Genomic DNA, 22,695 nt, shown 5'->3' with positions numbered 1-22,695 from the left:
TGCCAGGGCGCGTCCGGCGGCGGCGGTGACCGGCTCCTCTACCTTGGGCCGACGGACCGAGGCGGACGGGGGCACCACGGTGGGCGGGTCCAGGCGGTTGCAGAGGGTCATGCCCGCCGCCGTCCTGCTCGCGATCGTGCTGGCCGACCTGCTCAGCGGTCGCGGCCAGTCGCTGATCGGCCTGCTGACGATGCCGCCGCTGCTCGCGGCGACGGCCCTCGGCCGCCGGGACACGGTGGGCTACGGGCTGCTGGCGCTGCTGGCCGGGGTGCTGATCGGCGTCTACGACGGGCAGTTCGCCGACCAGCGGCTGCTGGCGCAGAGCATCCGGCTGGTCGGCATCACCGTGGCGACCGTGCTGGCCGTGGGCGCCTGCACGCTGCGGTTGCGCCGGGACGCGCACCTGGCCCAGCTGCGCAGCGAGGCCGCCGCCACCCGTGCCGCCCTGCGCACCGCCGAGACGCTGCAGCTGAGCCTGCTCGGCCCGCCACCGCAGGTCGACTGGCTGACCACCGCGGTGCGCTACCTGCCGGCCGGGCGGCACGCCCAGGTGGGCGGCGACTGGTACGACGCCTTCGTGCTGCCCGACGGCGCCACGATGCTGGTCATCGGCGACGTCGCCGGTCACGACGCACCGGCGGCGGCGACCATGGCCCAGGTCCGCGGGATGCTGCGGGCGATCGCGTCGACGGCCGCGGACTCGCCGGCCACCGTGCTGAGCACCGTGGACCAGGTGCTCGCCGACCTGCGCCTGCACACCCTCGTCACGGTCGCGGTCGTCAGCGTCGCCCGGGACCGCGACGGCACCGCCACGGTGTCCTGGTCCAACGCCGGCCACCCGCCCCCGGTTCTGCGCTGCGCGGACGGACGCGTGCAGCTGCTGGCCCGCCCGCCGGAGCGCCTGCTGGGGGTCGCCCCCGACGTCGCCCGGTCCGACCACGAGCTGGCGCTGCACCCCGGCGACACCCTGCTGCTCTACACCGACGGGCTGGTCGAACGGCGCGACGCCACGCTCGACGCCGGCTTCGCCTGGCTGCTGCAGGCGGTCCAGGCGCACGGGCAGGGGCCGCTGGACGAGCTGTGCGACGAGCTGCTGGCCGAGCTCGGCGGCCGGGGGGACGACGACGTGGCGCTGCTCGCCGTACGGCACCCCGGTGGTCAGCCCGGGGTGCGGTAGAGCAGGAACGCGACGTCGTCGTCGGGCGCGTCCGACAGCAGCTGGTCGGTGAGCAGGTCGGCCAGCGCGGCGGGGGCCAGGTGCCGGCCTTCGGTGACCGCGGCGACCGCCCGGTCCATGCCCTGGTCCAGGTCCTGGTCACGGCGCTCCACGAGCCCGTCGGTGTAGAGCAGCAGCGTCGACCCGGGGCCGAGCGCGACGTCCCGCTCCGGCCGGACCAGGTCGGCCAAGACCGCCAACGGCAGCGAGCCGGCCGCGGTCAGGAAGCGTGAGCTGCCGTCGGAGTCGACCACGATGGCGGGCACGTGCCCGGCGCTGCTGTAGCGCAGCGTGCCCGCGGCCGGGTCGACGACGGCGCAGAAGACCGTGCTGCAGGACGCGCCCGGGACCAGGTCGGCGAAGCGGTCCAGCGCGGCCAGCACGTGCGCCGGGGAGTGGCTCTCCAGCAGCAGCGCCCGGCCGGCGCTGCGCAGCTGGCCCATCACCGCCGCGGCGGGCAGACCGCGGCCGACCACGTCCCCGACCACCACGCCGTACTGGCCGTCGGGCAGGTCGACGACGTCGTACCAGTCGCCGCCGACCTCCAGCGTGCCGCTCGCCGGCTCGTAGTGGACGGCGAAGCCCTCCGGCAGCACCGTCGGCCCGAGGACGGCGCGCTGCAGGGTGACCGCGACCTCGGTGAAGAACTGGGCCCGGGCGTTGTCGTACTCGGCCCGCTCGGCGGCCCGGCGGCGCTCGGCCAGGACGGCCTGGGCGTCGGTGACAGCGGCGGCCACCTGCCCGGCGGCCAGGCTGAGGAAGCCCCGGTAGTCCTCGTCCAGCTGCAGGTGCGGGCTGGTGCCCAGGACCAGCGCGCCCACCGGCGTGCTCTGCCCGGCCACGGTCAGGGGCAGCACGAACGCCGAGTCGACGTCGGCGTCCCCGGCCGGGCTGGCACCGGTGGCCGACAGCCCCGGTGCCGCCGTCGCCAGACCGCTCGTGGTGACCACGGACCGGGTGGCGATGGCCTCCCGGACCTGCGCGGGGAAGACCGTGCCGGCGAGGTCGGCCGCGTCACCGATGCCGTAGCCGGCGACCGGGTCGGCGGTGTGTGCGTCGGCCCCGAGCAGGTAGACCAGCCCGAACGGGCAGTCGGTGCGGGCCTCGGCGAGGACCGCCAGCGCGGCCGCGCAGGCCTCGGTGGCGCTGCCGTGCACCGACCGCGGCAGGCTGCCCAGCTGCTGCAGCACGGCCATCCGGCGAGCGGCGAGCACCCGGGGCGTCGTCTCCACGACGGTGTTGAGCAACCCGGCCACGGTGCCGCCCGGCTCGACGACCGGCGAGTAGGAGAACGTGAAGTAGCACTCCTCGGGGTAGCCGTTGCGGGTCATCACGAGCGGGAGGTCCTCGAATGCGGTCACCCCGCCGGCGAACACCTCGGCGATCATCGGCTCGATGTCGGCCCACACGTCGACCCAGACGTCGGGCACGCACTGCCCGAGCGCCTTGGGGTGCCGCAGCCCCAGCATGGGCGCGTAGGCGTCGTTGTAGACCATGACGAGGTCGCGACCCCACATGAGCAGCATGGCGAAGCGGGTGTTCAGCACGGTGCTCGCCGCGGTGCGCAGGGTGGGCGACCAGAGCTCCTCGGCGCCCAGCGGGGTGGTGGCCCAGTCGTGCGCGAGCACCGACCGCTGCAGGTCCGTCCGGGGACTCCCCGGGACCAGCTCCGCCAACCGCCCGTCCAGCCCGGCACCCCCGCTCCTGCACGCCGGCGGGCCGGCCGGCCCGCTCGTCCCGTGGTCCACCATGCTCTCATCCCCCGCTGACCGGACCCTGGGAACCGCCACCGGTCAGCGCCCGGCCAGCACGGTCAGGTGCTCGGCCGGTACGGCGTCGACCAGCCAGACCCCGTTCGCCGACCGGGAGAACGCCACGCCGTCGGCCGCCATGGCTGCGGCGTCGACCCGGAGCACGACGGGCGGGCCGCGCCGTGCACCGACGGCCCGCGCCGTCCGCACGTCCGGGCTGAGGTGCACGGCGTGCCGCGCGCCCGGTCGCAGGCCCTCGACCAGGATCTGCGGGAGGAAGCGCTCCACGGTGCCGTGGAAGAGCTCAGCGGGCGGCCGCGCCGGGGCGTAGCCGAGGTCGACGGGCACGCTGTGCCCCTGGCTGGCGCGGATCCGGGTGCCAGCGTCGTCGAGGGCGAACCGTCGCTTGTCGTTGCCGGCCACCACCTCGTCCAGCTGCGCCCGGGTCAGCCCGAGGGCCACGAGCACGTCGTCGACGTCGACCCAGCCGGCGGCGTCGAGGGTCAGCCCCGCGCTGTCGGGCCGGTGCCGCAGCACGTAGGACAACCGCTTGCTGAGCCGGACGACGTCCGCCGGGCTCACCGCTCGTCGGGGGCACGTCCCGCGTGGTCGACCAGCTCGGCCGCGCTCGCCTGCTCGCCGTGCATGCGGGCGCAGGAGGCGCAGCAGAAGAACACCCCGTCGGCCTCGACGCCGTGCCCGACCACCTTCACCCCGCAGTGCTCGCAGACCGGCGCCAGCGCGTGGATGGCGCACTCGAAGCTGTCGAAGGTGTGCACCGCGCCGGCGGCGTGCACCTCGAAGCTGAGCCGGTAGTCGTTGCCGCAGACCTCGCAGCTGGCCATGGGGGTTCCTCTCCGTCGCGGGGCGTCCACCGCCGCCTACCCCGACGTCCCCGTCGCATGCGAGATCAGCCGCGGGCGAACCAGCTGTCCGCGGGGAGGTCCGGCGCGGGCGGCTCCGGCGGCTCGAGGCCGTGCCGCGGGACCCACGGCCACAGGACGACGACGTCCTCGGCAGCCGCCCGGATCGCGGCGCCGTCGAGCTCGGTCACGGTCTCGGGCAGGCCGAGCACGTCGCAGCGGACCACCACGCGCAGCGGGCCGGCCGGCGGGAGCGGGCTCAGCCACCACTCCTGCTCGACGGTCAGCTGGTGACCGGAGCCGCTCCCCTGGGTGAACACGAGGGCCTCGGGGTCGCCGGCGGCGGCGAACGGGTCGTGGCCGGGCAGGTTGCTGGCGCGGCGGCCGTCGGCGAGCTCGACGCCGACCATCAGCGCGGTGCCCCTCCCGTGGTGCCCCTGCCACAGCAGCTCGTGCAGATCGGTCGTGTCGTCGGGCAGCGCCTCGGGCCGGCAGCGCACCGCCAGGGTGAAGCCGATCCCGGTCGTGAACACCTGCACCCCGGTCAGGGTCACCGCGGCGTCATCGGTCCGGGCGAGCAGGGCGCTGACCGGCACGGTCGCCGGCACCTCGTTCTCCGGCGCGCCGAACCGGCGGGCCTCCTGGGCGTCCGCGTGGGGCCAGTAACCGTTCACGACCGGCAGCCTGGCCTGCCGGGTTGCGGCGGGCAAGGGAGTTCAGCCGGCGGCGCGGGACTCCTCGGCGAGCGCGGCCAGGGCCTGCTCGAAGCACTGCTGCGGCGGCTGGACCAGGCCGGCGCCGACCTGCCCGGTGCCCGCGACCCGGCCGGCCATCCCGGTGTTGATCTGCGGCAGCCAGCCGGTGCGGGCCACCTTGAGGACGTCGATCCCGGTCGGCGAGCCGCGGAAGCCCATGATCGGGATCTGCATGGCCGGGTTCTCGGTCAGCGTGAGCTGGTACATCCGCTCGGTCGTCGCCAGCGCATCGGGCACCGAGCCGCCGACGAACCGGACGATCGCGGGCGCCGCGGCCATCGAGAACCCGCCGACGCCGTAGGTCTCCATGATCGCGGAGTCACCGATGTCGGGGTTGGCGTCCTCGGGGCCGTAGTCGCCGAGGAAGAGGCCGACCGGGGTGTTGGCCGGGCCGGTGAACCAGCGGTCGCCGGTGCCGGCGGTCTGGATGCCGAACTCGGTGCCGTTGCGGGCCATCACGGTGACCAGCGTCGAGCCGGGCACACCGCGGGCGGCGTCCATCGCCAGCTTCGCCGTCGGCATGCCGAGGTTGAGGTAGAAGTGCTCGTTGCCGCCGATGAACCGCAGCACCTCGGCGATGTCGCTCGAGGGTGCGTCGACGGCGACGACGGACGGCGACAGCTCGCGCAGCGCCATCAGCGAGCCGGCGCGGTTGCGGTTGTGCCCCTCGTCGCCCATCTGCAGCATCTGCGCCAGGATCGCCTTGACGTCCAGCGGCTCCGGCCGGCTGCGGACGGCCTGCTGCAGCACCGGGCCGAGGACGTCGCGCATCCAGGCCAGCCGGGTCTGCACCTCCTCGTTGAAGGCGCCCATCCGCAGCACCTTGCCCAGGCCCTCGTTCAGGTTGCACCAGGCCTGGCCGCCGCTCGCCGGGTCCTCCAGGCACCACATCCACATCGAGGGGCTGGTCACCCCGGCCATCGGGCCGACGGTGCGGTGGTGGTGGCAGGGGTCGAGGGTGATCTCGCCGGCGGCGAGCACCCGCTCGGCGTCGTCCGGGTCGGTGGCCCAGCCCTCGAAGATGGCGGCGCCCATGAGGGCCCCGCGCATCGGGCCGGACGCCTTCTCCCAGGTCAGCGGCGGGCCGGAGTGCAGCAGCGTGCGGTCGGGCAGGTCGAGCACCTCGCGGGCCGGCCGGACGTCGACCAGCACCGAGCCGGCCGCGAGCACCCGCTCGACGGCGGCCCGGTTGGCGGCGGCGCGGCGCGGGTCCAGCGCCAGCTGGGCGAGGTCCTCGGGGCTGCCGAAGCCCGGCGGCCGCCAGTCGACGTCGGTGACGGACACGCCCTGCTGCCGGAGCGCGGTGGAGAACACCTCCACGCCGGCGGCGACGATCGACGGCGGGGCGGCCAGCAGGCCGCCGAGGGGGTCACTCATGGCCGTCTCCGATCAGGCTGAGGGCGTAGCGGGTGGCGGCGGCGTTGCTGGCGAAGACCGCGGCGCCGGCCTCGGCGAGGGCGTCGGCCTGCCGGGACCAGCCCTGCGGGTCGCCCTCGGTGCCGACCAGCGCGACCACGGTCGGCAGGGCCGCCGCCTGCAGCGCCGGGCCGAGGCTCGCCGCCGGGTCGGGGTCGGCGCCGTGGCCGAGGACGACGTCGAGCAGCAGGACGGCGGGCTCCCCGCCGGCCGCGAGCGCGGCGATCGCCTCCAGCCGCAGCGTCGGGTCGATCATCGGGTGGGCGCGGCCCACGGTGAGCGCGTCGTCGCCGAAGTCGACGACCACGTGCCCGCGCGCCCGCAGGTCGGTGCCGAGGTCCAGCTCAGGCCGCAGCGGGGTGTTGGAGCGGATGTCGCCGAGCACCGGGGCGGCGATCAGCATCGTCTCGTCGGCCAGCGTGCCGCCGGAGTAGAAGCCCTTGAGCACCGCGCCGGGGGCCACCGCGTCGGCGGTGCCGGGGCGGCTCGGCCACTCCGGGACGGCGACGCCCAGGTCGCCGAGGAGCGCCTCGACGGCGGCGGTGAGGTCGGGCTGCTCCGCCGACAGCACCGCCGAGCGGACCGGCACCGACAGCTGGTCGGCCGCCTCGCGCACCCGCGCCGCGACCGACGCGGCCGGGGGCTTGGAGACCAGCAGCACCCGCTCGGTGGCCGGGTCGGCGTCCAGCGCGGCGAGGGCGTCGAGCGTGGCCAGCCCGCCGACGGCCTCGGACAGGTCCCGGCCGCCGACTCCGAGGACGTGCGAGACGCCCACCCCGGCGGCGTCGAGCAGGCAGCTGACCTGCTGGGCGCCGGTCCCGCTGGCCGCGACCAGGCCGACCGGGCCGGGGCGGACGACGTTGGCGAAGCCGAGCGCGACACCGGAGACGATCGCGGTGCCGCAGTCCGGGCCCATCACCAGCACCCCGGCCTCGTGGGCCGCCTGCTTGAGCGCGACCTCCTGCTCGACCGGCACGCCGTCACTGAACACCAGCACGCTGCGGCCCGCGGCGATGGCGTCGGCGGCCTCGGCGGCGGCGTACGGGCCCGGCACGCTGATGATCGCCAGCGCGGGGTCGGTCGCGTCGGCCAGCCCTGCGCCGATGGTCCGGGCCGGGATGGTCTGCACGTCCCCGGACCGCTCCCGGTGCGCCAGCGCGGCCTCGACGGCGGCGACCGCGGCGGTCAGCTCGGCGTCGTCGGTGGCGGTGAGCGCGATGAGCAGCTGGTCGGGCTTCGCCTCGCCGTCCGGCGCCAGGCCCATGCCGGCGGCCAGCTCGAGGTTCAGCGGGGTGGCCATCGCGACCAGCACGGCGCGGACGCCGTCCCGGGCGCCGATGTCCCGGCTGACCTGCATCAGGCGGACCGAGTCGGCGTAGACGCCGCTCCGCAGGGAGACGTGCCGGACGCCCTGGCTGTCGTTCACCTGGCGGGACGCTACCGGACAAAGCGTCTTAGCGGTGAGGGACTTCGGCTGGCCACAGCGTTACGAAGATTTAGCGGTGAGGTACTTCCGGAGGGCAGACTGCGGTGTCAGAGTCATCCCTTCCCGCGACTCCTGGAGGTGACCCGCACCCGGTGAAGCCCGCCCCGTTCGGCTACGCCGACCCGACGACGGTCGAGGACGCCCTCGACGTCCTCGCCGCGGACGAGGGCGCCAAGGTGCTGGCCGGCGGCCAGTCGCTGCTGCCGCTGCTCTCCATGCGCCTCGCGGCGCCGACCACGCTGGTCGACATCAACCGGGTGCCCGGCCTGGACCGCATCGAGGTCACCCGGGACGGCGTCCGGGTGGGCGCCCTGGTGCGGCACGTCGGGCTGCTGCACTCGACCGAGGCGGCCGCCGTGCAGCCGCTGCTGGCCCGGGCGACGGCGAACGTCGCGCACCCCGCGATCCGCAACCGGGGGACGACGGTGGGCTCGATCGCGCACGCCGACCCCTCCGGTGAGATGACCTCCGTGCTCGCGCTGACCGACGGCTCGGTCACCGTGGCCACCCCGGGCGGGCGGGAGACCATCGGCTGGCGCGACTTCTTCGTCGGCCCGCTGGAGACCTCCGTGCACGGGCCGGCCGTCGTCCTGGAGGCCTTCTTCCCCGCCCTGCCGGAGCGCTCGGGCACCGCGTTCGCGGAGATCTCCCGGCGCAAGGGCGACTACGCGGTCTGCGGGGCGGGCGTCGTCGTCACCCTGGACGCCGACCGGCGGGTGTCCGGCGCCCGGGCGGCGTACCTCTCCGTCGGGCTGGTGCCCGAGGTGCACGACCTGACCGACGCGGTCGTCGGCAAGCCGGTGGACAGCGCGGACTGGGCGGCCGCCGGCGAGCTGGCCCGCGGCCTGGTCGACCCCGACGGCGACCTGCACGCCAGCGCGGACTACCGGCGCCTGCTGGTCGGCACGCTCACCGAACGGACGCTGGCCACCGCGGCGGCCGAAGCAGCCTCTCGAGCAGGAGCCGGGCAGTGACCACCACCCAGACCGAGCGCACCATCACCGTCGTCGTCAACGGTGTTCCACGTGAAGCCACCGTCCCGGTCCGCTGGCTGCTGTCCGACGCGCTGCGGCACCAGTTCGGGCTGACCGGCACGCACGTCGGCTGCGAGCACGGGGTCTGCGGCTCGTGCACGGTGCTCGTCGACGGCGAGCCGACCCGCTCCTGCCTGGTGCTGGCCGTCCAGGTCGACGGCCGCCGGGTCACCACGGTGGAGGGGCTCTCCCGGCCCGACCACCAGGGCGGCCAGGTGCTGCACCCGATCCAGGAGGCCTTCCGGGAGTGCCACGCCCTGCAGTGCGGGTTCTGCACGCCGGGCTTCCTGACCACCATCGCCGCCGGCCTGGACGCCCGGGACGCCTCGGTGGAGATCACCGACGAGGAGGTCGAGGAGATGGTCGGCGGCAACCTCTGCCGGTGCACCGGCTACGCCAACATCAAGAAGGCCTGCCGGTACGCCGCGGACGCCATGCGCGAGTCCGCCAGGACGGCAGAGGACGGCGCCCGGTGACCACCAAGCTGTTCGGGGAGCCGGTCCGCCGGCGCGAGGACGCCCGGCTGATCACCGGCCAGGGCCGCTACCTCGACGACATCGGCTCGTCGGCGTACGCGGCGGCGTTCCTCCGCAGCCCCTACGCGCACGCCCGGATCGTCGACATCGACGTCACCGCGGCCGTCGACGTCGAGGGCCTGCTGGCGGTCTACACCTACGAGGACCTGGTCGGCCCGATGGCCGAACCGCTGCCCGTGCTCATCCCGCACCCCCAGCTCACCTCGCCGCGCACCGGGTACCCGCTGGCCAAGGACGTGGTCCAGCACGTCGGCGAGGCCGTGGTCATGGTCGTCGCCACCGACCGGTACGTCGCCGAGGACGCCCTGGACAAGATCGCGGTGACCTACGAGGAGCTGCCGGTCGTCGTCGGGGTCGACGCGGCGCGCGCGGCGGTGCACGCCGTCCACGACGACGTGCCGGACAACGTCGCGGCCCGGCACCACCAGGAGACCGGCGACGTCGAGCCGGCCCTGGCCGCCTCGCCGCACACGCTGTCGTTCACCCAGTACTTCGAGCGCAGCGCCGCCATGCCCATGGAGGGCAAGGGCGTGCACGCCCGCTGGGACGACGACGACTCCTCGCTGCGGGTCTACACCAGCACCCAGGCCTCCACCTCGGTGCGCGCGGCGATCGCGGCGAAGCTGGAGCTGTCGCTGGAGAAGGTCGAGGTCATCGCCCCGGACGTCGGCGGCGGCTTCGGGGTCAAGATCGTGCACCCGTGGCCGGAGGAGCTGCTGGTGCCGATGGCGGCCCGGCTGCTCGGCCACGAGGTGAAGTGGAGCGAGGACCGCCGCGAGCACTTCATCTCCGCGGCCCACGAGCGCCAGCAGCGCCAGGAGGTGACGGTCGGCTACGACGACGACGGGCGGATCACGGCCCTCGACGTGCACATCTGGCACGACAACGGCGCCTACACGCCCTACGGGATCATCGTCCCGATCGTGACCGCGACCCAGCTGGTCGGCCCGTACGTGATCCCGGTCTACCGGGTGCAGGTGGAGAGCGTCTACACCAACACGGTGATCGTGACCCCGTACCGCGGGGCCGGCCGGCCGCAGGGCTGCTTCGCGATGGAGCGGGCGATGGACCGGATCGCCCAGGAGCGCGGGCTGGACCGGGCCGAGGTACGGCTGAGCAACCTGATCCAGGCCGACCAGTTCCCCTACGACCACCACCTCACGTTCCAGGACGGCCGGCCGGTCATCTACGACTCCGGCGACTACGTCGGGCTGATGGACAAGCTCAAGGCCCTGGTGCACTGGGACTCCGTCGAGGAGCGCCGCGCCGAGGCCCGCGCCCGCGGCAGGCACCTGGGCATCGGGATGGCGATGTACGTCGAGGGCACCGGCCCCGGCCCCTACGAGGGCGGGCACGTGCAGGTCCTCGGCAGCGGCAAGGTGCTGGTCTCCACCGGGCTGACCTCGCAGGGGCAGGGGCACGAGACCGTGTTCGCCCAGCTGGTCGCCTCCGAGCTCGGCGTGCCGATGGAGGACGTCGAGGTCACCACCGGCGACACCCGCCGCTTCGGCTACGCCGTCGGGACCTTCGCCTCCCGGGCCGCGGTGATGAGCGGCAACGCCGTCGCGCTGGCCGCGCGCGGGGTCAAGGAGAAGGCGCTGCGGATCGCCGCCGACGTGCTCGAGGTCGACCCCGGCGACCTGGAGATCGACGAGGGCCTGGTCCAGGTCAAGGGGACGCCGGGCGCCTCGATCCCGCTGCGCACGGTCGCGGTGCTGTCCAACCCGCTGCGGTACGCCTTCGACGAGGCGGCCAAGCAGGCCACCCAGTTCGCCGGGCCGGGCGACGACTCCAAGCCGCCGGTCGCCGTCGGGGACGCGCCGGGCCTGGAGCACACCGACTACTACTCCCCCGTGCGGTCGACCTTCGCCTCCGGCGCGCACGCCGCGGTGGTGGAGATCGACCCGCTGACCTGGGAGATCGAGGTCGTCGACTATGCCGTGGTGCACGACTGCGGCAACGTGGTGAACCCGATGATCGTCGAGGGGCAGGTGCACGGCGGCGTCGCGCAGGGTGTCGGCGGGGCGCTGTACGAGCGGATGGCCTACGACCGCGACGGGCAACTGCAGAACGCCTCGTTCATGGACTTCCTCATGCCCTACGCCTCCGAGGTGCCCGACGTGGTGATCGACCACCAGGAGACGGCGTCGCCGCTGAACCCGCTGGGCCTCAAGGGCGCCGGCGAGGCCGGTGTGATCCCCGGGTCGGCGGCGATCGCCTCGGCGATCGAGGACGCGGTGGGACGGCGGATCGCGGCGATGCCGATCTCGCCCACGGAGCTGTACGACCTGGTGCGCTCGGACGCGGACCAGGTGGCCAACACGACGACTGGAGTGCTCGCGTGAACCTGGACGGCAGTGCGGTGCTCTCGGCGGCGCCCGAGCAGGTCTGGGCGGTCATCACCGACCCGGCGGTGCTGGCGCGGACGATCCCCGGCTGCGAGACCCTGCAGCAGGTCGGCGAGGACAGCTACACGATGGTCGTCTCGGCCGGCGTCGGTGCGGTCCGCGGGAAGTACTCCGGCGAGGTACGGCTCAGCGACCTCTCCTTCCCAAAGTCCTACGTCATGCACGCCTCGGGCTCGGGTGGGCCGGGCTCGGTGCGCGCCACGGTGAAGATCGACCTGGCGCCGTCCGGTGAGGGCACCGAGCTGACCTACTCGGCGGACGCCGTGGTCGGCGGCGCGGTGGCCGGGGTGGGTCAGCGGATGATCACCGGGGTGGCCAAGCGGATGGCCGGCCAGTTCTTCGCCGCGGTGGACAAGGAGCTGTCCGAGCCGAACGTGGTGGCCGACGTGACCCCGTCGGCGCCGGCGGTCAGCGACACCCGGGTCCAGGCCGCCGCCGGCGGTCCCGCGGGACCGTCGGCCCCGACGGCGCCGGTGACCTACGGGAAGGCCCCGGCGGCCGCAGGGAGCTGGGTGCCCGCCGAGGCGAAGCCGCTGCTGGTGGGCGCCGCCGGCGGCGGTCTGCTCACCCTGCTCGGCGTCTGGGTCGGCTACCTCCTGGGTCGCCGCGGCTAGGCAGTCGAACGACCGTCAGCTCGAAGGGCGTCGACAAGGCATTCTGCCAATAGCGCGGTTACTGATGGGTCGAATCCATTCCAAGTCACGAGGCAACTACTCCTGCTCTTCAAGAGTGACTACGCGAAGCCCTTGGCGTTCTAAGAAATCAACATACTCGCGAAGGCGACCACGCATTAACTGGTCAACATTCGAATCGTCCGCATTAAACGTTCTCGTTTCCAGCATCTGCCCAGCGCCATCATGAGCATGGCGCAGGGAAACGATTCCCGACTCTTGCGGCACCTGCCGAGCAAAGAACGACGGGGAACTCAAGGACAAAACTGTGCTGAGGGTGCGAGCGGAGGGCCGAGGGCCATCGGACACACCAGGATGATCCCGCAGGAACATGCTGAGCGCCCATACCCTGGACAGCACTCCTTCACCGAGTCGATCACTGACAATCAATTGGTCAGTTATCAGGTCCCTGGCGCCGTTGGCCACAAGGGCACATCGAAACGTCTTGTAGAAGGACTGCTTCCGACGGGGAGTCGAGGTGATCGCGTCAGCTACAAGAATCGTTACATCGCGACGAGGTTCCTGCGGCTGGTCACCTCGGAGCTGCACATAGTCGCGAACCGCCGTTGTATTCGAGCCGACGTCATATGCTCCTGATGCCGCGACAAACCAAAACCAGCTAGTCAGCTCGTCTGCGATCGAGTCAAGGTCGACATCCTGAGCCAGAGCACCAAGAACAGTCATGAGATTTTGGTACGGCAACCACTCAGGTCTGGCGACACCGCAGCGATTAGCTAAGAATGCTATAGCAGCGTCCATGGCGTGGCAGGCTTGTGACCAACGGTCGCGGATGTCACCACCAGATAACCTCAGAACAGCAGATTGACGGAGATCCTTAGCTTCCCGTAGAGCGATGGTGTGCAGGACTGGAAGTCCATCACCCTCCAAAAAGGCGGCGAGCCGGGGGTATTGCACCTGGCTCGCATCCCAGACGCGGCGCAAGTTGAAGTCCGTGGTAAACGACTTCGCGACCATCAAATCGAAGGTGCTAAGTTTCCACCCGGTCTGGTTGACGCGTTCGAATATGCGCGCAATCGCCTCCGCCGCTATCGAACTTCCGACGATGATCGATGGAATGGTGTACCGGTCGACTCCAGACAGGAGCCTCCTGTAAAGCCGGTCAATGCTGCCGACCCACTCTGTGCGGTGACTTGACGGAAGGGTGGCGACTACGGAGTCTCGCCACGCGAAGAAGTCGGCAGGACTGCGCAGAGCCGTCATAGGGACAATGCGTTGCTCTCCTTGCTCGACGGGACGCATGAAGCTTCTCACCCAGTCTGCTATCGAATGCGCCTGAAGAGCATCCTCAAGATCGTCAACCGTCGCCTCTCCGAGCTTGTCGAGGTGCAAGGCGTACCTGAAGTCACCCTTACCGTAGAGCGAGTGATAGAGCGCTGTGAGCCGCTGCTGTCCGTCGAGCACGGTAAAAACGACAGACCTTGCATCCTCGGCTGCAGGGGCCGCCTCAAAGGAGCGAACCTGAAAAAAGCTGGGCGGCCCCTCGACCAGCATTAAGCTACCTATGGGCCAGCCACTTAGCACGGTGGCCAGAAGGGCTACAACATCCTTGTCGGTCCACTTGAAGTCACGTTGAAAGTCCGGCAACACTACAAGTCCGTCATCGATTCCCTGCAATAACGCCGCGAGGTCAATGGCTTCAGCCTTGGTGCGCGCTAGAGTCAAGTGGGCTCCTCGATTGGGGTTCGGGATCGTGCTAGGTCCAGAGTCGGCGTCGAGGACTCGTACTTCTTGTCGTACGTCTTCTTGGAGATGTTCTCCCACTGTCGACTGAACCACGGTAGCGGGACGGATTCATCCTCCTTCTCGAACTGGAAGACGATGGGACCTTGAGTCGTGCGGACCGCTACCTCATGCGCTAACAGCGCATGTTTAGCGTCTACGCTCACGAGCCCGCAAGGCATAAGGTCCGTCACCAGGTAGATGGTCACGTGGGACCCCGGCCTCAGCAAGTTGGCAGCTGCTGCGTTCTTCCAGTCAGCCTCTATGGTCTCAGCAACACCCTCAAGGCTTGCTGCAAATCTTTCCGCATCCTGACCTACAAGGCCAGCTTGTGAAGCCAGCAAGGGTCCTGCAGGATCCGGCAAGTAGACGGAAACCGCCACGTCGCGCTTCTGAGCAGCATCAAGTACAGACGGCCACTCACGTGATAGCCAGGCTGTCGGTACAGGCAAATAGAAACGATACGCCGTCCCGCCAGCGAATATCTGCGCCCACCCAATGTGTCGGTCAGTCTCAGCTCGGCGAAAGCCAACATCCTTCACGTGTCCGGACAGCTCAACTAGCCGTATCAGGTCGTACGTGTAGGCGCGCCGAAGGTAGAAGTCGGAAATAAAGGTCACTAGGCCGAGGGAAAATAGCGCCCCGCCGGTGCTGTCGAGGAGTGTACCGTCGTCACCTACCCAATTGAACACCAGTCCGAGAGCGATTAGCCCAAGCGCCGCTATAGCCGTCCAGGCAAGCGAAAGATTGAAGGGGTCATTGACCGCACCTGTCGGTTTAGCCATGTTTCCCCCAGTTTCATCTCGCACGACAACACTCGAATTGGGCCAGTCATAGACTGCCAGGACAGCGGACCATGCACGGGCAGCCGAGTCAAACACCGCAGCTTGCTGCCCGCTACTTGTCTGCGCCGCCGCAGGTCCAACGGCCGACACGCCCAGTTGATGCACGAACTTGAGACTGGCTGCCTCTCACAACCAAGGCCGATGTGACGCAGGTAAGCGCTCGACAATCTTCAACCTTAATGGCCGCCCACAGCCCTGTGGCGACTGTCTAGTCGGGGAGTCAGGCTGAGAAGCGGGGCCGTCGTTGTCGCCCGTCGCCGTCGCCCGTCAGCGTCGCAAAAGGTGCGCGTAGCCGGCCAGCTCAACCGCGTCGGCCGGGCGGGTGCCGAGCCGGTCACCCACGCGGCGCGGCGGCGGGGACGCCAGCACCCGCACGCCCCTCCCGCCCGCAAGGTCGTCGTCACGGTGCGGCCGGCGAAAGGAGACCAGGCGGCTAGGCACGTCGCCCGCTTCTGTTGCGAATGGACGCGCTCGTCGACGGCCTGGACGACCGGGCCCGCTCGATGATGACCGCCCTTTTCTGGCCGATGCTGCGGTGCCTACCGAGTGACCCGGCCGAGCCGGGTCTACTGAGCGGCGGGCCGTCCGGACGTCAGCGGTGCAGCGCGCGGGCCAGGCGCTCGACGGCGGCGTGCAGGCGGTCGGGCGGGGAGGCGGCGTAGCCGATGACGAGCCCCGGGTCGCCGGGGGTCGTCCGGTGCCAGGACAACGGGTGGACGACGACCCCGGCCTCCCGCGCCGACGCCGCCTGGGCCACGTCGTCGGCGTCCGAGCCCGGGAAGGTGACCAGCAGGTGCAGGCCTGCGGCCACCCCGCTGACCTGCGCCTCCGGGAGGAAGCGGGTCAGGGCCGCCAGCAGCGCGTCCCGCCGCGCCCGCTGCCGGCCCCGCACCCGCCGCAGGTGCCGGTCGTACTCCCCTGACCGGAGCAGCTCCGCCAGCACCAGCTGGGGCAGGGCCGGGCTGCCCAGGTCGCTCGCGTGCTTGGCCGCCACCAGGTCGGCGTCCCAGCCGGCCGGCGCGACCAGCCAGCCCAGCCGCATCCCCGGGGCCAGCGTCTTCGACGTGCTCCCGGTGTGCGCCACGTGCTCCGGCGCCGAGGGCTGCAACGCCGGCACCGGCGCCCGGTCGTACCGGTGCTCGGCGTCGTAGTCGTCCTCGACGACCAGCCCGCCGCCGTCCCGCGCCCAGGCCAGCAGCTCGCGCCGCCGCGCCGGCGACAGCACCACCCCGGTCGGGAACTGGTGGGCCGGCGTCACCACCACCGCCGGCACCGCGGGGAGCGCCGGCACGACCAGGCCCTCAGCGTCCACCGGCACCCCCACCGGTCGCAGCCCCCAGTGCACGAACTCCTCCCGCGCGCCGCGGGACCCCGGGTCCTCCACGGCGATCGCCACCGCCGCGCGGGACCGCAGCGTCTGGGCCAGCAGCGCGAGCGCCTGCGCCACCCCGGCCACCACGAGCACCTGCTCCGGAGCCACCTGCAGCCCGCGCGTCCGCCCGAGCCACCCGGCCAGCTCACCCCGCAGCCGGGCGCTCCCCCGCGGGTCGCCGTAGCCCAGGTCCGCCGCGGAGGCGTCCCGCAGCACCGCACGCTCGGCCCGCAGCCACGCCGCCCGCGGGAAGGCCGCCAGGTCGGGGACGCCGGGCGACAGGTCGATCACCCCGTCGAGCAGCGGCCGGTCGGTCGGCACCGGCAGCCGCACCGGGCCGGCCGGTGTGGCGACCGCCGGGCGAGGGGGCACGGCGACCGACCGGGGCAGCACGACCGTGCCCGCCCCGGGTCGGGCCGCGACCAGGCCCTCGTCCACCAGCCGCTGGTACGCCTCGACCACCACCCCGCGGGCGGTGCCCAGGTCGGCGGCCAACGTCCGGGTCGCCGGGAGCCGGTCCCCCGCCGTCAGCCGGCCGTCCAGGACCGCCGCCCGCACCGCCGCGGTCAGCCAGTCGGTCAGCCCGCGCGCCGGCGCTGCCGCCGGGTCGAGCTGGAGGAAGTCGGTGCCCGGCATTGGTCCACTCCCGACGTCGGCGATTGGCCCTCAACAGTGGACCAGGGGGCCAGCAGCATGACAGCCATGACGACCCTGCTCGACCCGCCCCAGCAGCGGTCCGCCGCATCCGCCGCCGTCACCGGTGCGACCGCGATGGGCTTCGTCGGTGGCAGCGTGGCGATCTCCGCCGTCCTCGCCGGCGCGCCGCTGCTCACCGCGCAGTCGCTCCGGTACGCCGTCGCCTGCCTGCTCCTGCTCGGACTCGCCCGGCTCACCGGGCGGTCGGTGACGCGGCCGCGCGGCACCGAGTGGGCCTGGCTCCTCGGCATCGTCGGCACCGGGATGGTGCTGTTCAACGTCGCGTTGGTGCGCGGGTCCGAGCACGCCGAGCCGGCGGTGCTCGGGGTCGCGGTGGCGAGCGTGCCGGTCGCGCTGGCCGTCGTCGGACCGCTGATGACCGGACGGCGACCCGAGCCGCGGGTGCTGCTGGCGGCGGCGGTCGTCACCGCGGGCGCCGGACTGGTGCAGGGGCTCGGCCGCAGCGACGCCGTGGGCCTGGGCTGGGCGGTCGTCGTGCTCGGCTGCGAGGCGGGGTTCACCCTGCTGGCCGTCCCGGTGCTCACCCGGCACGGGGCGTGGGGCGTGTCGGTGCACACCACCTGGCTGGCCGCCGTGGTCCTCGGCGTCCTCGGTCTGGCCGTCGAGGGGCCCGGGGCGCTGGGCCGGCTCGACGGCCGCGCGCTCGCCGCCGTCGGGTACCTGGCGGTCGGGATGACCGCTGTCGCCTTCGTGCTCTGGTACTCCGCGGTCGGCCGGCTGGGCACCGCCCGGGCCGGCCTGCTCACCGGCGTCGCACCGGTCGCCGCCGCCGGGGTCGGCGTGGCCATGGGCGGCGCGGTGCCCGGGCCGCTGGTGTGGCTGGGCATCGCCGTGGTCGCCGCCGGGCTGGTGCTCGGGTTCACCGCCCGCGTCCGCTGACACCCCTGCGGGGGAGCCGAGCTCCAGCGCGCCCCGCGAGCTGCCGATGGTGGGCCCTGGAGACGAGGGGGGACACCGTGCGCAGACAGCGCTCCGAGACGGACCGGCAGATCGCCGGCCTGCTCCAGACGGCGCGGACGTCGCTCGGCATGACCGTCGCCTTCCTCAGCCGGCTCGACGGCACGACGCAGACGCTGGAGGTCGTCGAGTCACCCCTGCCCCGGCAGGTCGCCGACGGCCACACCCAGCCCCAGGAGACCACCTTCTGCCAGGCGATCCTGGACGGCCGGCTACCGGCGGTCATCCCGGACGTGCGCCGGTACCCGGAGGCCATGCGGCTGCCGGCCGCCCGGATCCCGCGCATCCGCAGCTGGGTCTCCGCCCCGGTGCGGCTCCGGGACGGCACGCTGTACGGCACCGTCTGCGCCTTCGGGTTCACCCCCGATCCCACGCTCGGCCGGCGCGACGCCGTCCTCATGGAGGTGCTCGCCGCCGCGGTCTCCGCCGTCCTCGAGCCGGGGCTGCACCAGCGCCGCCGGCGGCACGAGATCGAGGACCGCCTGCGCCCGGTGCTCAGCGACGGCGGCCCGGCCGTCGTCCTGCAGCCGATCGTCGAGCTCGCCACCGGTGCCCGCACCGGGGCCGAGGCGCTGAGCCGGTTCCCGGCGGAGTGGGACCGGGCGCCGGACACCGTCTTCGCCGAGGCGCACAGCGTCGGGCACGGCCACCGGCTCGAGCTGCTCGCGCTCCGGCGCGCCGCCGAGGTGCTGGACCGGGTCAGCGGGCACCTCTCGCTGAACGTCTCCCCCGGCACCCTGCTCACCCGGGAGTGCCGCGCCTTCCTGGCGACCCTGCCGCTGCACCGGGTCGTGCTCGAGCTCTCCGAGCACGAGCAGGTCGAGGACTACGCCGCGCTCGCCGCGGCGCTGGCACCGCTGCGCGCCCGCGGCATGCAGCTGGCCGTGGACGACGTCGGCGCCGGCTTCTCCTCGTTGCGGCACGTGGTCTCCACCGCGCCGGACGTGCTCAAGCTGGACCGCAGCATCGTCAGCGGCGTCGACACCGACCCGGTGCTCGCGCGGCTGGTCACCGCCCTGGCCGCCTTCGCCCACAGCTGCGGCGCGCGGGTGGTGGCCGAGGGGGTGGAGACCGCCGCCGAGCACGCCGCCCTGCTCGCCGCCGGGGTGGACGACGGGCAGGGCTGGCACTTCGGCCGGCCGGGCGCGGTGGCGGAGCTGGCGCCCGCGGCCCTGCCACGGCGCCGTCCGGGCGACCGGACGCTCAGCGCCTGACCCCTCAGGAGCCGGCGCGCCGCTGCTCCACCAGCACCCCGACCACCCGGGCCACCAGGTCGCGGGGCAGCGGGAGGGCGTACGGCAGCTGCATCGCGTCCTTGGCGCCGCGCCAGGGGGCGACGAGCGCCGCCAGCTCCGGGTCCAGGGCGGGGAGCGGGTACAGACCCAGGTGCCGCTTCCACGCCGCGACGTGCAGCAGCGGCTGCCTGTCGAGGGTGAACGTCGGCATCGCGTAGCTGATCGTCTCCCCGGCGTCCGGCACCACCTCGTGCACCACGCGGCGGACCTCCTCCAGCCGGCCCCGGACGTCGTCCGGCAGCCCGGTCAGGTACTCCGCGACGGTCGCGGCCACGTCAGCGCCGTCCGGCCAGGGCCAGCCCGAGCGCGGCGGCCGCCGCGACGCAGCCCACCGACCGCGCGCCGCCGACCGACCGCCAGGACAGCACCGACCCGATCGACTGGGCGGACAGGGCCGAGCCCACCGACATCCAGCTGAGCGCGGAGAACAGCGACGTCGACGAGCCGACGCTGCCCACGGACAGGAAGGACCCGACGCTGCCGATCGAGAGGAACGAGCCCTCCGACGCGATCGACAACGCCGAGCCGTGCGACCACAGCGACATCCAGGACCGGGAGCTCATGCCCCCGAGCGTGTCACTCCGGCTCGTCGCCGACCAGGGTCCCGCCCGCGACCAGCGCGGCCTCGGGGTGGCGCAGCTCGACGTCGGGCTCGGCGTGCGTCTGCGGGTCGCGCCGAACGGCCGGGATGAGCAGCGCCGCGAGCGCCGCCAGCACCAGCGCGCCGGTGAGCATCAGGAAGCCGTGGGTGTACCCGGACTCCGGGGGCACCCCGGTGGGGCCGGCGCCCGCGGTGACCACCGACGCCATGACGGCGGCGCCGATGGACCCGCCGATGGTGCGGATGTTGGCGTTCATCCCGCTGGCCACGCCGGTCTGCGAGGGCTCCACCGCGGCGACGATCAGGTTCGACATGGCGGCGAAGGCCAGCCCGAAGCCCGCGCCCATCACGGTGGAGCCGATCAGCACCTCGGTCTGCGAGTCGTGGGCCAGCGCGAAGACCAGGTAGCCCGCCGCGGACACCAGCGTGCCGATCACCAGCACGAGCTTGGACCCGATCCGCTGCGCCAGCGTGCCCGACACCAGGCCGAGCAGGAAGGAGGCGATCGTCTGCGGGAGCATCAGCAGCCCGGACGCGGTGACCGTCGAGCCGAAGCCGTAGCCGGCCGCGGACGGCGTCTGCAGGAACTGCGGCAGGAAGGCGAACGCGGCGTACATCGCGACACCGAACAGCAGCGCGACCAGGTTGGTCGCCCAGACGGCACGGACCCGCATCATCCGCATGTCGATCAGCGGCTGGGCGGAGCGGGACTCCACCACGACCCACAGGACGGCGAGGACGACGGCCGCGGCGAGCAGACCGAGCACCGAGGCCGACCCCCAGCCCCAGGAGGGCGCCTGGCTCAGCGCGAGCAGCAGCGCGACCAGCCAGGCCGACAGCAGCAGGGCGGCGGGCCAGTTGATCGAGCCCGCGGTGCGCACCGGGGACTCCGGGACGAGGAACTGCGCGGCGAGCGCGGCGAGGACCAGCACGATGAGCGGCAGCCAGAACAGCCAGTGGTAGCTCAGCGCGTCGACGATCGGGCCGGCCACCACCAGGCCGACCCCGGCGCCGACGGCGATGAGCGCGGAGATGGCGCCGACCGCACCGGCGACCTTCTCCCGGGGGAACTCGTCGCGGATGATCCCGAACGCCAGCGGCAGCACACCGCCACCGATGCCCTGGACCACCCGGGCGATGATCATCACGGTCAGGTCGGTGGCCAGCGCGGCGATCAGGCAGCCGAGCGCCAGCGCGGACAGCGCGAGGACGAACATCCGCTTCTTGCCGCGCATGTCCCCCAGCCGGCCCAGGACGGGCGTGGAGATCGAGGCCGACAGCAGGTAGGCGGTCAGCACCCAGGTGACGTCGGACTGGTTGGTGCCCAGCGCGGCCTCGAGCGTCGGCAGGACCGGGGTCACCAGCGACTGCAGGAGCGCGAAGGCGATCACCCCCGTGGCCAGCACGGCGAAGGTGACCTGGTGGTGCGCGCGGCGTCCGGTGGTGCTCATGCGGTGCGGATCCGTCCTGCTCGTTGCCTGGGTCAACGTCGCCCAGCGTGCCCGACCGCCGTTCTCTTCCCGACTGCAGCCCCCGTCACAGCCGGCGGACGCACCGAGGCCCCCTCCCGCAGGGGGACAGGGCCTCGGCGTCCAGCGCTACGGGGCGGTCAGCGCCCGCAGATCCACGCCGGGTCGCTGAGCGAGCACCGGTTGTCCCGGAAGACGATCCCCGGGCCGGCGGGCTGCAGCAGGGTGCCCGGGATCGGGCGGGTCAGCCAGATGTCGACCGGCTTGTTGTTGACGAACTTGTTGCCGATCACGTCGACGTACTCGACCAGACCCGGGGCCTGGGCTCCCGGCGGGCTGGTGCCCGGCGGGGGGGCGAAGCTGACCAGGCTCAGACCGCCGGCCGGGTAGTTGATCGGCGCGGCGCCGGCCGGGATGACCGGGCGGTTGTCCTTGATCACGTTGTTGAGCACCTGGACGTGGTCGGCGTTGGTGATGGACATGCCGACGCCGGAGACCAGCTGGCTGCCGTCACGCCCGGCGATGCAGTAGCGGTTGTTGGCGACCGAGGTGTTCTGCTTGATCGCGAAGTCGCCGCCGAGGACGAAGCCGTTGGTGTTCGGGATCTCGGTGGCCGAGTCGTCGAAGAACAGGATGCCCACGCAGTTGCCGGTCACCGTGTTGCCGGTGATCTCGCCGCCGCGTGACTCGCGGACGAACACACCCAGGTTGTAGCCCTCGACGTAGTTGCCGATGATGTCGGCCGCTGCCTTGTCCGAGTCACCGAGGCCGATGCCGGCCGTGCCGCCGAGGACCGGGGCGGCGCGCACGACGCCCTTCTCGTAGTTGCCGGTGATCGAGATGTTCTTCGAGGCCGCGGCGAGCACGCCGTAGCGCTCGTGCCCGATCCCGGCGGTGTCGTGGACGGCGTACCCGTTGGCGCCCCAGGCGGCGATCCCGCTCGCCGGGTGGTTCTTCGTGGTCAACCCGCTGACGCTGACCGGCTTGTTCGGGTTGAGGAAGAACAGGCCGGAGACGTCGTCGGCCAGCGTGGTCGGGTCGCCCTCGTTGTCCGCGGCCTCCTGCGCCGTCCAGCAGGGGGTGGGCTTGACCGCCGGCAGCTCCCGGACGGTGTTCCACCTCGGCCAGCTGATGGTGGTCGCGCCGGCGCCGGCACCGACGATGGTCAGGCCCTTGCGGTCGACGCAGACCGCCTCGCGGTAGTCGCCCGCCTCGATCTTGATGGTGTCCCCGGACCGGGCCTTGTCGACCGCCGCCTGGATCGACTCACCCCTCTGCACCGTCAGGGTGTTCCCCGGGTGCCCTCCGGCGACCGCAGCACTCGCGGGCAGGGCGGCGAGCATCAACCCCGCGGCCACCACGACCGCCCGACTGCGGGCCCCCCATGGACCTCTGACCTTCCTGGCCTTGCTGGTGTTGCGCATGACAGCCCTCCCGATCGAGCCGCGCTGGTCGACGAGCCGGTGCGGGAGCGGACTCCGGCACCTGGTCGCTTGGCGAGGACAACCCTGTCGAGGCGTCCGGGCCAGCCCAAGACGACAGGAGTCGACTCCTGAGCCCATC

The 22,695-nt window shown here is 72.7% G+C and carries 20 protein-coding genes; 7 read left to right on the top strand and 13 right to left on the bottom strand.

Annotated elements, in window-relative coordinates; translation table 11 throughout:
* The first annotated feature begins 109 nt into the window (after positions 1–109).
* Entirely contained in the window at positions 110–1,177 is a 1,068-nt protein-coding gene (locus MODMU_RS00895) for a PP2C family protein-serine/threonine phosphatase (RefSeq protein ID WP_014738262.1), read from the top strand.
* Here the strand turns inward: MODMU_RS00895 and MODMU_RS00890 are convergent.
* The 6 genes from MODMU_RS00890 to MODMU_RS00865 all read right to left on the bottom strand — a co-directional run bounded on the left by MODMU_RS00890 (position 1,159) and on the right by MODMU_RS00865 (position 7,427).
* Complete coding sequence (locus tag MODMU_RS00890; protein ID WP_014738261.1) at positions 1,159–2,967, bottom strand: SpoIIE family protein phosphatase; 1,809 nt, start codon at positions 2,965–2,967, stop codon at positions 1,159–1,161. The two genes, MODMU_RS00895 and MODMU_RS00890, sit on opposite strands and share 19 nt — an antisense overlap.
* A 42-nt stretch (positions 2,968–3,009) precedes the next feature.
* Positions 3,010–3,549, bottom strand: a complete 540-nt coding sequence (locus MODMU_RS00885; protein WP_014738260.1) for an RNA 2'-phosphotransferase — start codon at positions 3,547–3,549, stop codon at positions 3,010–3,012.
* Positions 3,546–3,812 (bottom strand): hypothetical protein, encoded by a 267-nt coding sequence (locus MODMU_RS00880; RefSeq protein ID WP_014738259.1) that lies wholly within the window; start codon positions 3,810–3,812, stop codon positions 3,546–3,548. Before MODMU_RS00880 ends, MODMU_RS00885 begins: the two co-directional genes overlap by 4 nt.
* A gap of 65 nt (positions 3,813–3,877) precedes the next feature.
* Positions 3,878–4,504 (bottom strand): hypothetical protein, encoded by a 627-nt coding sequence (locus MODMU_RS00875; protein WP_014738258.1) that lies wholly within the window; start codon positions 4,502–4,504, stop codon positions 3,878–3,880.
* Positions 4,505–4,546: 42 nt separating this feature from the next.
* Positions 4,547–5,962 (bottom strand): YlbE family protein, encoded by a 1,416-nt coding sequence (locus tag MODMU_RS00870; protein WP_014738257.1) that lies wholly within the window; start codon positions 5,960–5,962, stop codon positions 4,547–4,549.
* Positions 5,955–7,427 carry an AllF/FdrA family protein gene (locus MODMU_RS00865; protein WP_014738256.1) on the bottom strand — a complete coding sequence of 491 codons (1,473 nt, stop codon included), beginning with the start codon at positions 7,425–7,427 and terminating at the stop codon, positions 5,955–5,957. The genes MODMU_RS00870 and MODMU_RS00865 overlap by 8 nt, the downstream gene beginning before the upstream one ends.
* Before the next feature lie 152 nt (positions 7,428–7,579).
* On the opposite strand from MODMU_RS00865, the gene MODMU_RS00860 reads away from it, so the two are divergent.
* Genes MODMU_RS00860 through MODMU_RS00845 form a run of 4 tightly spaced genes read left to right on the top strand, consistent with a single transcriptional unit; the run spans position 7,580 to position 12,079 of the window.
* A complete protein-coding gene (locus MODMU_RS00860; RefSeq protein WP_014738255.1) occupies positions 7,580–8,461 on the top strand; it encodes an FAD binding domain-containing protein in 882 nt (293 codons plus the stop codon).
* Positions 8,458–8,997, top strand: coding sequence for a (2Fe-2S)-binding protein (locus MODMU_RS00855; RefSeq protein WP_014738254.1), 540 nt, complete (start codon positions 8,458–8,460; stop codon positions 8,995–8,997). The genes MODMU_RS00860 and MODMU_RS00855 overlap by 4 nt, the downstream gene beginning before the upstream one ends.
* Complete coding sequence (gene cutA / locus MODMU_RS00850) at positions 8,994–11,402, top strand: aerobic carbon-monoxide dehydrogenase large subunit (protein ID WP_014738253.1); 2,409 nt, start codon at positions 8,994–8,996, stop codon at positions 11,400–11,402. Before MODMU_RS00855 ends, cutA begins: the two co-directional genes overlap by 4 nt.
* The gene (locus MODMU_RS00845; protein WP_014738252.1) at positions 11,399–12,079 is read left to right on the top strand and encodes an SRPBCC family protein; all 681 of its coding nucleotides are present in this window, start codon (positions 11,399–11,401) and stop codon (positions 12,077–12,079) included. The genes cutA and MODMU_RS00845 overlap by 4 nt, the downstream gene beginning before the upstream one ends.
* Before the next feature lie 96 nt (positions 12,080–12,175).
* On the opposite strand, the gene MODMU_RS27445 is transcribed toward MODMU_RS00845, so the two are convergent.
* The 3 genes from MODMU_RS27445 to pdxR all read right to left on the bottom strand — a co-directional run bounded on the left by MODMU_RS27445 (position 12,176) and on the right by pdxR (position 16,729).
* Positions 12,176–13,819, bottom strand: a complete 1,644-nt coding sequence (locus MODMU_RS27445) for a GmrSD restriction endonuclease domain-containing protein (RefSeq protein WP_166503352.1) — start codon at positions 13,817–13,819, stop codon at positions 12,176–12,178.
* Positions 13,816–14,661, bottom strand: a complete 846-nt coding sequence (locus MODMU_RS28220; protein WP_166503351.1) for a hypothetical protein — start codon at positions 14,659–14,661, stop codon at positions 13,816–13,818. The genes MODMU_RS27445 and MODMU_RS28220 overlap by 4 nt, the downstream gene beginning before the upstream one ends.
* 652 nt (positions 14,662–15,313) lie before the next feature.
* Complete coding sequence (gene pdxR / locus MODMU_RS00835; protein WP_014738248.1) at positions 15,314–16,729, bottom strand: MocR-like pyridoxine biosynthesis transcription factor PdxR; 1,416 nt, start codon at positions 16,727–16,729, stop codon at positions 15,314–15,316.
* A gap of 66 nt (positions 16,730–16,795) precedes the next feature.
* Here pdxR and MODMU_RS00830 point away from each other — a divergent pair, with 66 nt between their 5' ends.
* Both MODMU_RS00830 and MODMU_RS00825 read left to right on the top strand, forming a co-directional pair.
* Positions 16,796–17,689: a DMT family transporter gene (locus MODMU_RS00830; RefSeq protein WP_014738247.1), complete on the top strand. Its 894-nt coding sequence runs from the start codon at positions 16,796–16,798 to the stop codon at positions 17,687–17,689.
* Between the two features lie 77 nt (positions 17,690–17,766).
* A complete protein-coding gene (locus MODMU_RS00825; RefSeq protein ID WP_014738246.1) occupies positions 17,767–18,981 on the top strand; it encodes a sensor domain-containing phosphodiesterase in 1,215 nt (404 codons plus the stop codon).
* 4 nt (positions 18,982–18,985) lie between these two features.
* Here MODMU_RS00825 and MODMU_RS00820 read toward each other — a convergent pair whose 3' ends face one another.
* The 4 genes from MODMU_RS00820 to MODMU_RS00805 form a co-directional block, all read right to left on the bottom strand.
* On the bottom strand, positions 18,986–19,336 hold the full coding sequence (locus MODMU_RS00820) for an iron chaperone (RefSeq protein WP_014738245.1): 351 nt from the start codon (positions 19,334–19,336) through the stop codon (positions 18,986–18,988).
* Between the two features lies 1 nt (position 19,337).
* Positions 19,338–19,625, bottom strand: coding sequence for a hypothetical protein (locus MODMU_RS00815; RefSeq protein ID WP_014738244.1), 288 nt, complete (start codon positions 19,623–19,625; stop codon positions 19,338–19,340).
* A gap of 13 nt (positions 19,626–19,638) precedes the next feature.
* Positions 19,639–21,114: an MFS transporter gene (locus MODMU_RS00810; protein WP_014738243.1), complete on the bottom strand. Its 1,476-nt coding sequence runs from the start codon at positions 21,112–21,114 to the stop codon at positions 19,639–19,641.
* A gap of 158 nt (positions 21,115–21,272) precedes the next feature.
* A complete protein-coding gene (locus MODMU_RS00805) occupies positions 21,273–22,412 on the bottom strand; it encodes a NosD domain-containing protein (protein ID WP_166503350.1) in 1,140 nt (379 codons plus the stop codon).
* Positions 22,413–22,695 lie beyond the last annotated feature (283 nt).

Origin of the sequence: Modestobacter italicus (genome assembly GCF_000306785.1) — a bacterium.
In the GTDB taxonomy this organism is placed as follows: Bacteria; Actinomycetota; Actinomycetes; order Mycobacteriales; family Geodermatophilaceae; genus Modestobacter; species Modestobacter italicus.
Note: the sequence above shows the minus strand (reverse complement) of the source record. Positions and strands in the feature narration are given on the sequence as shown.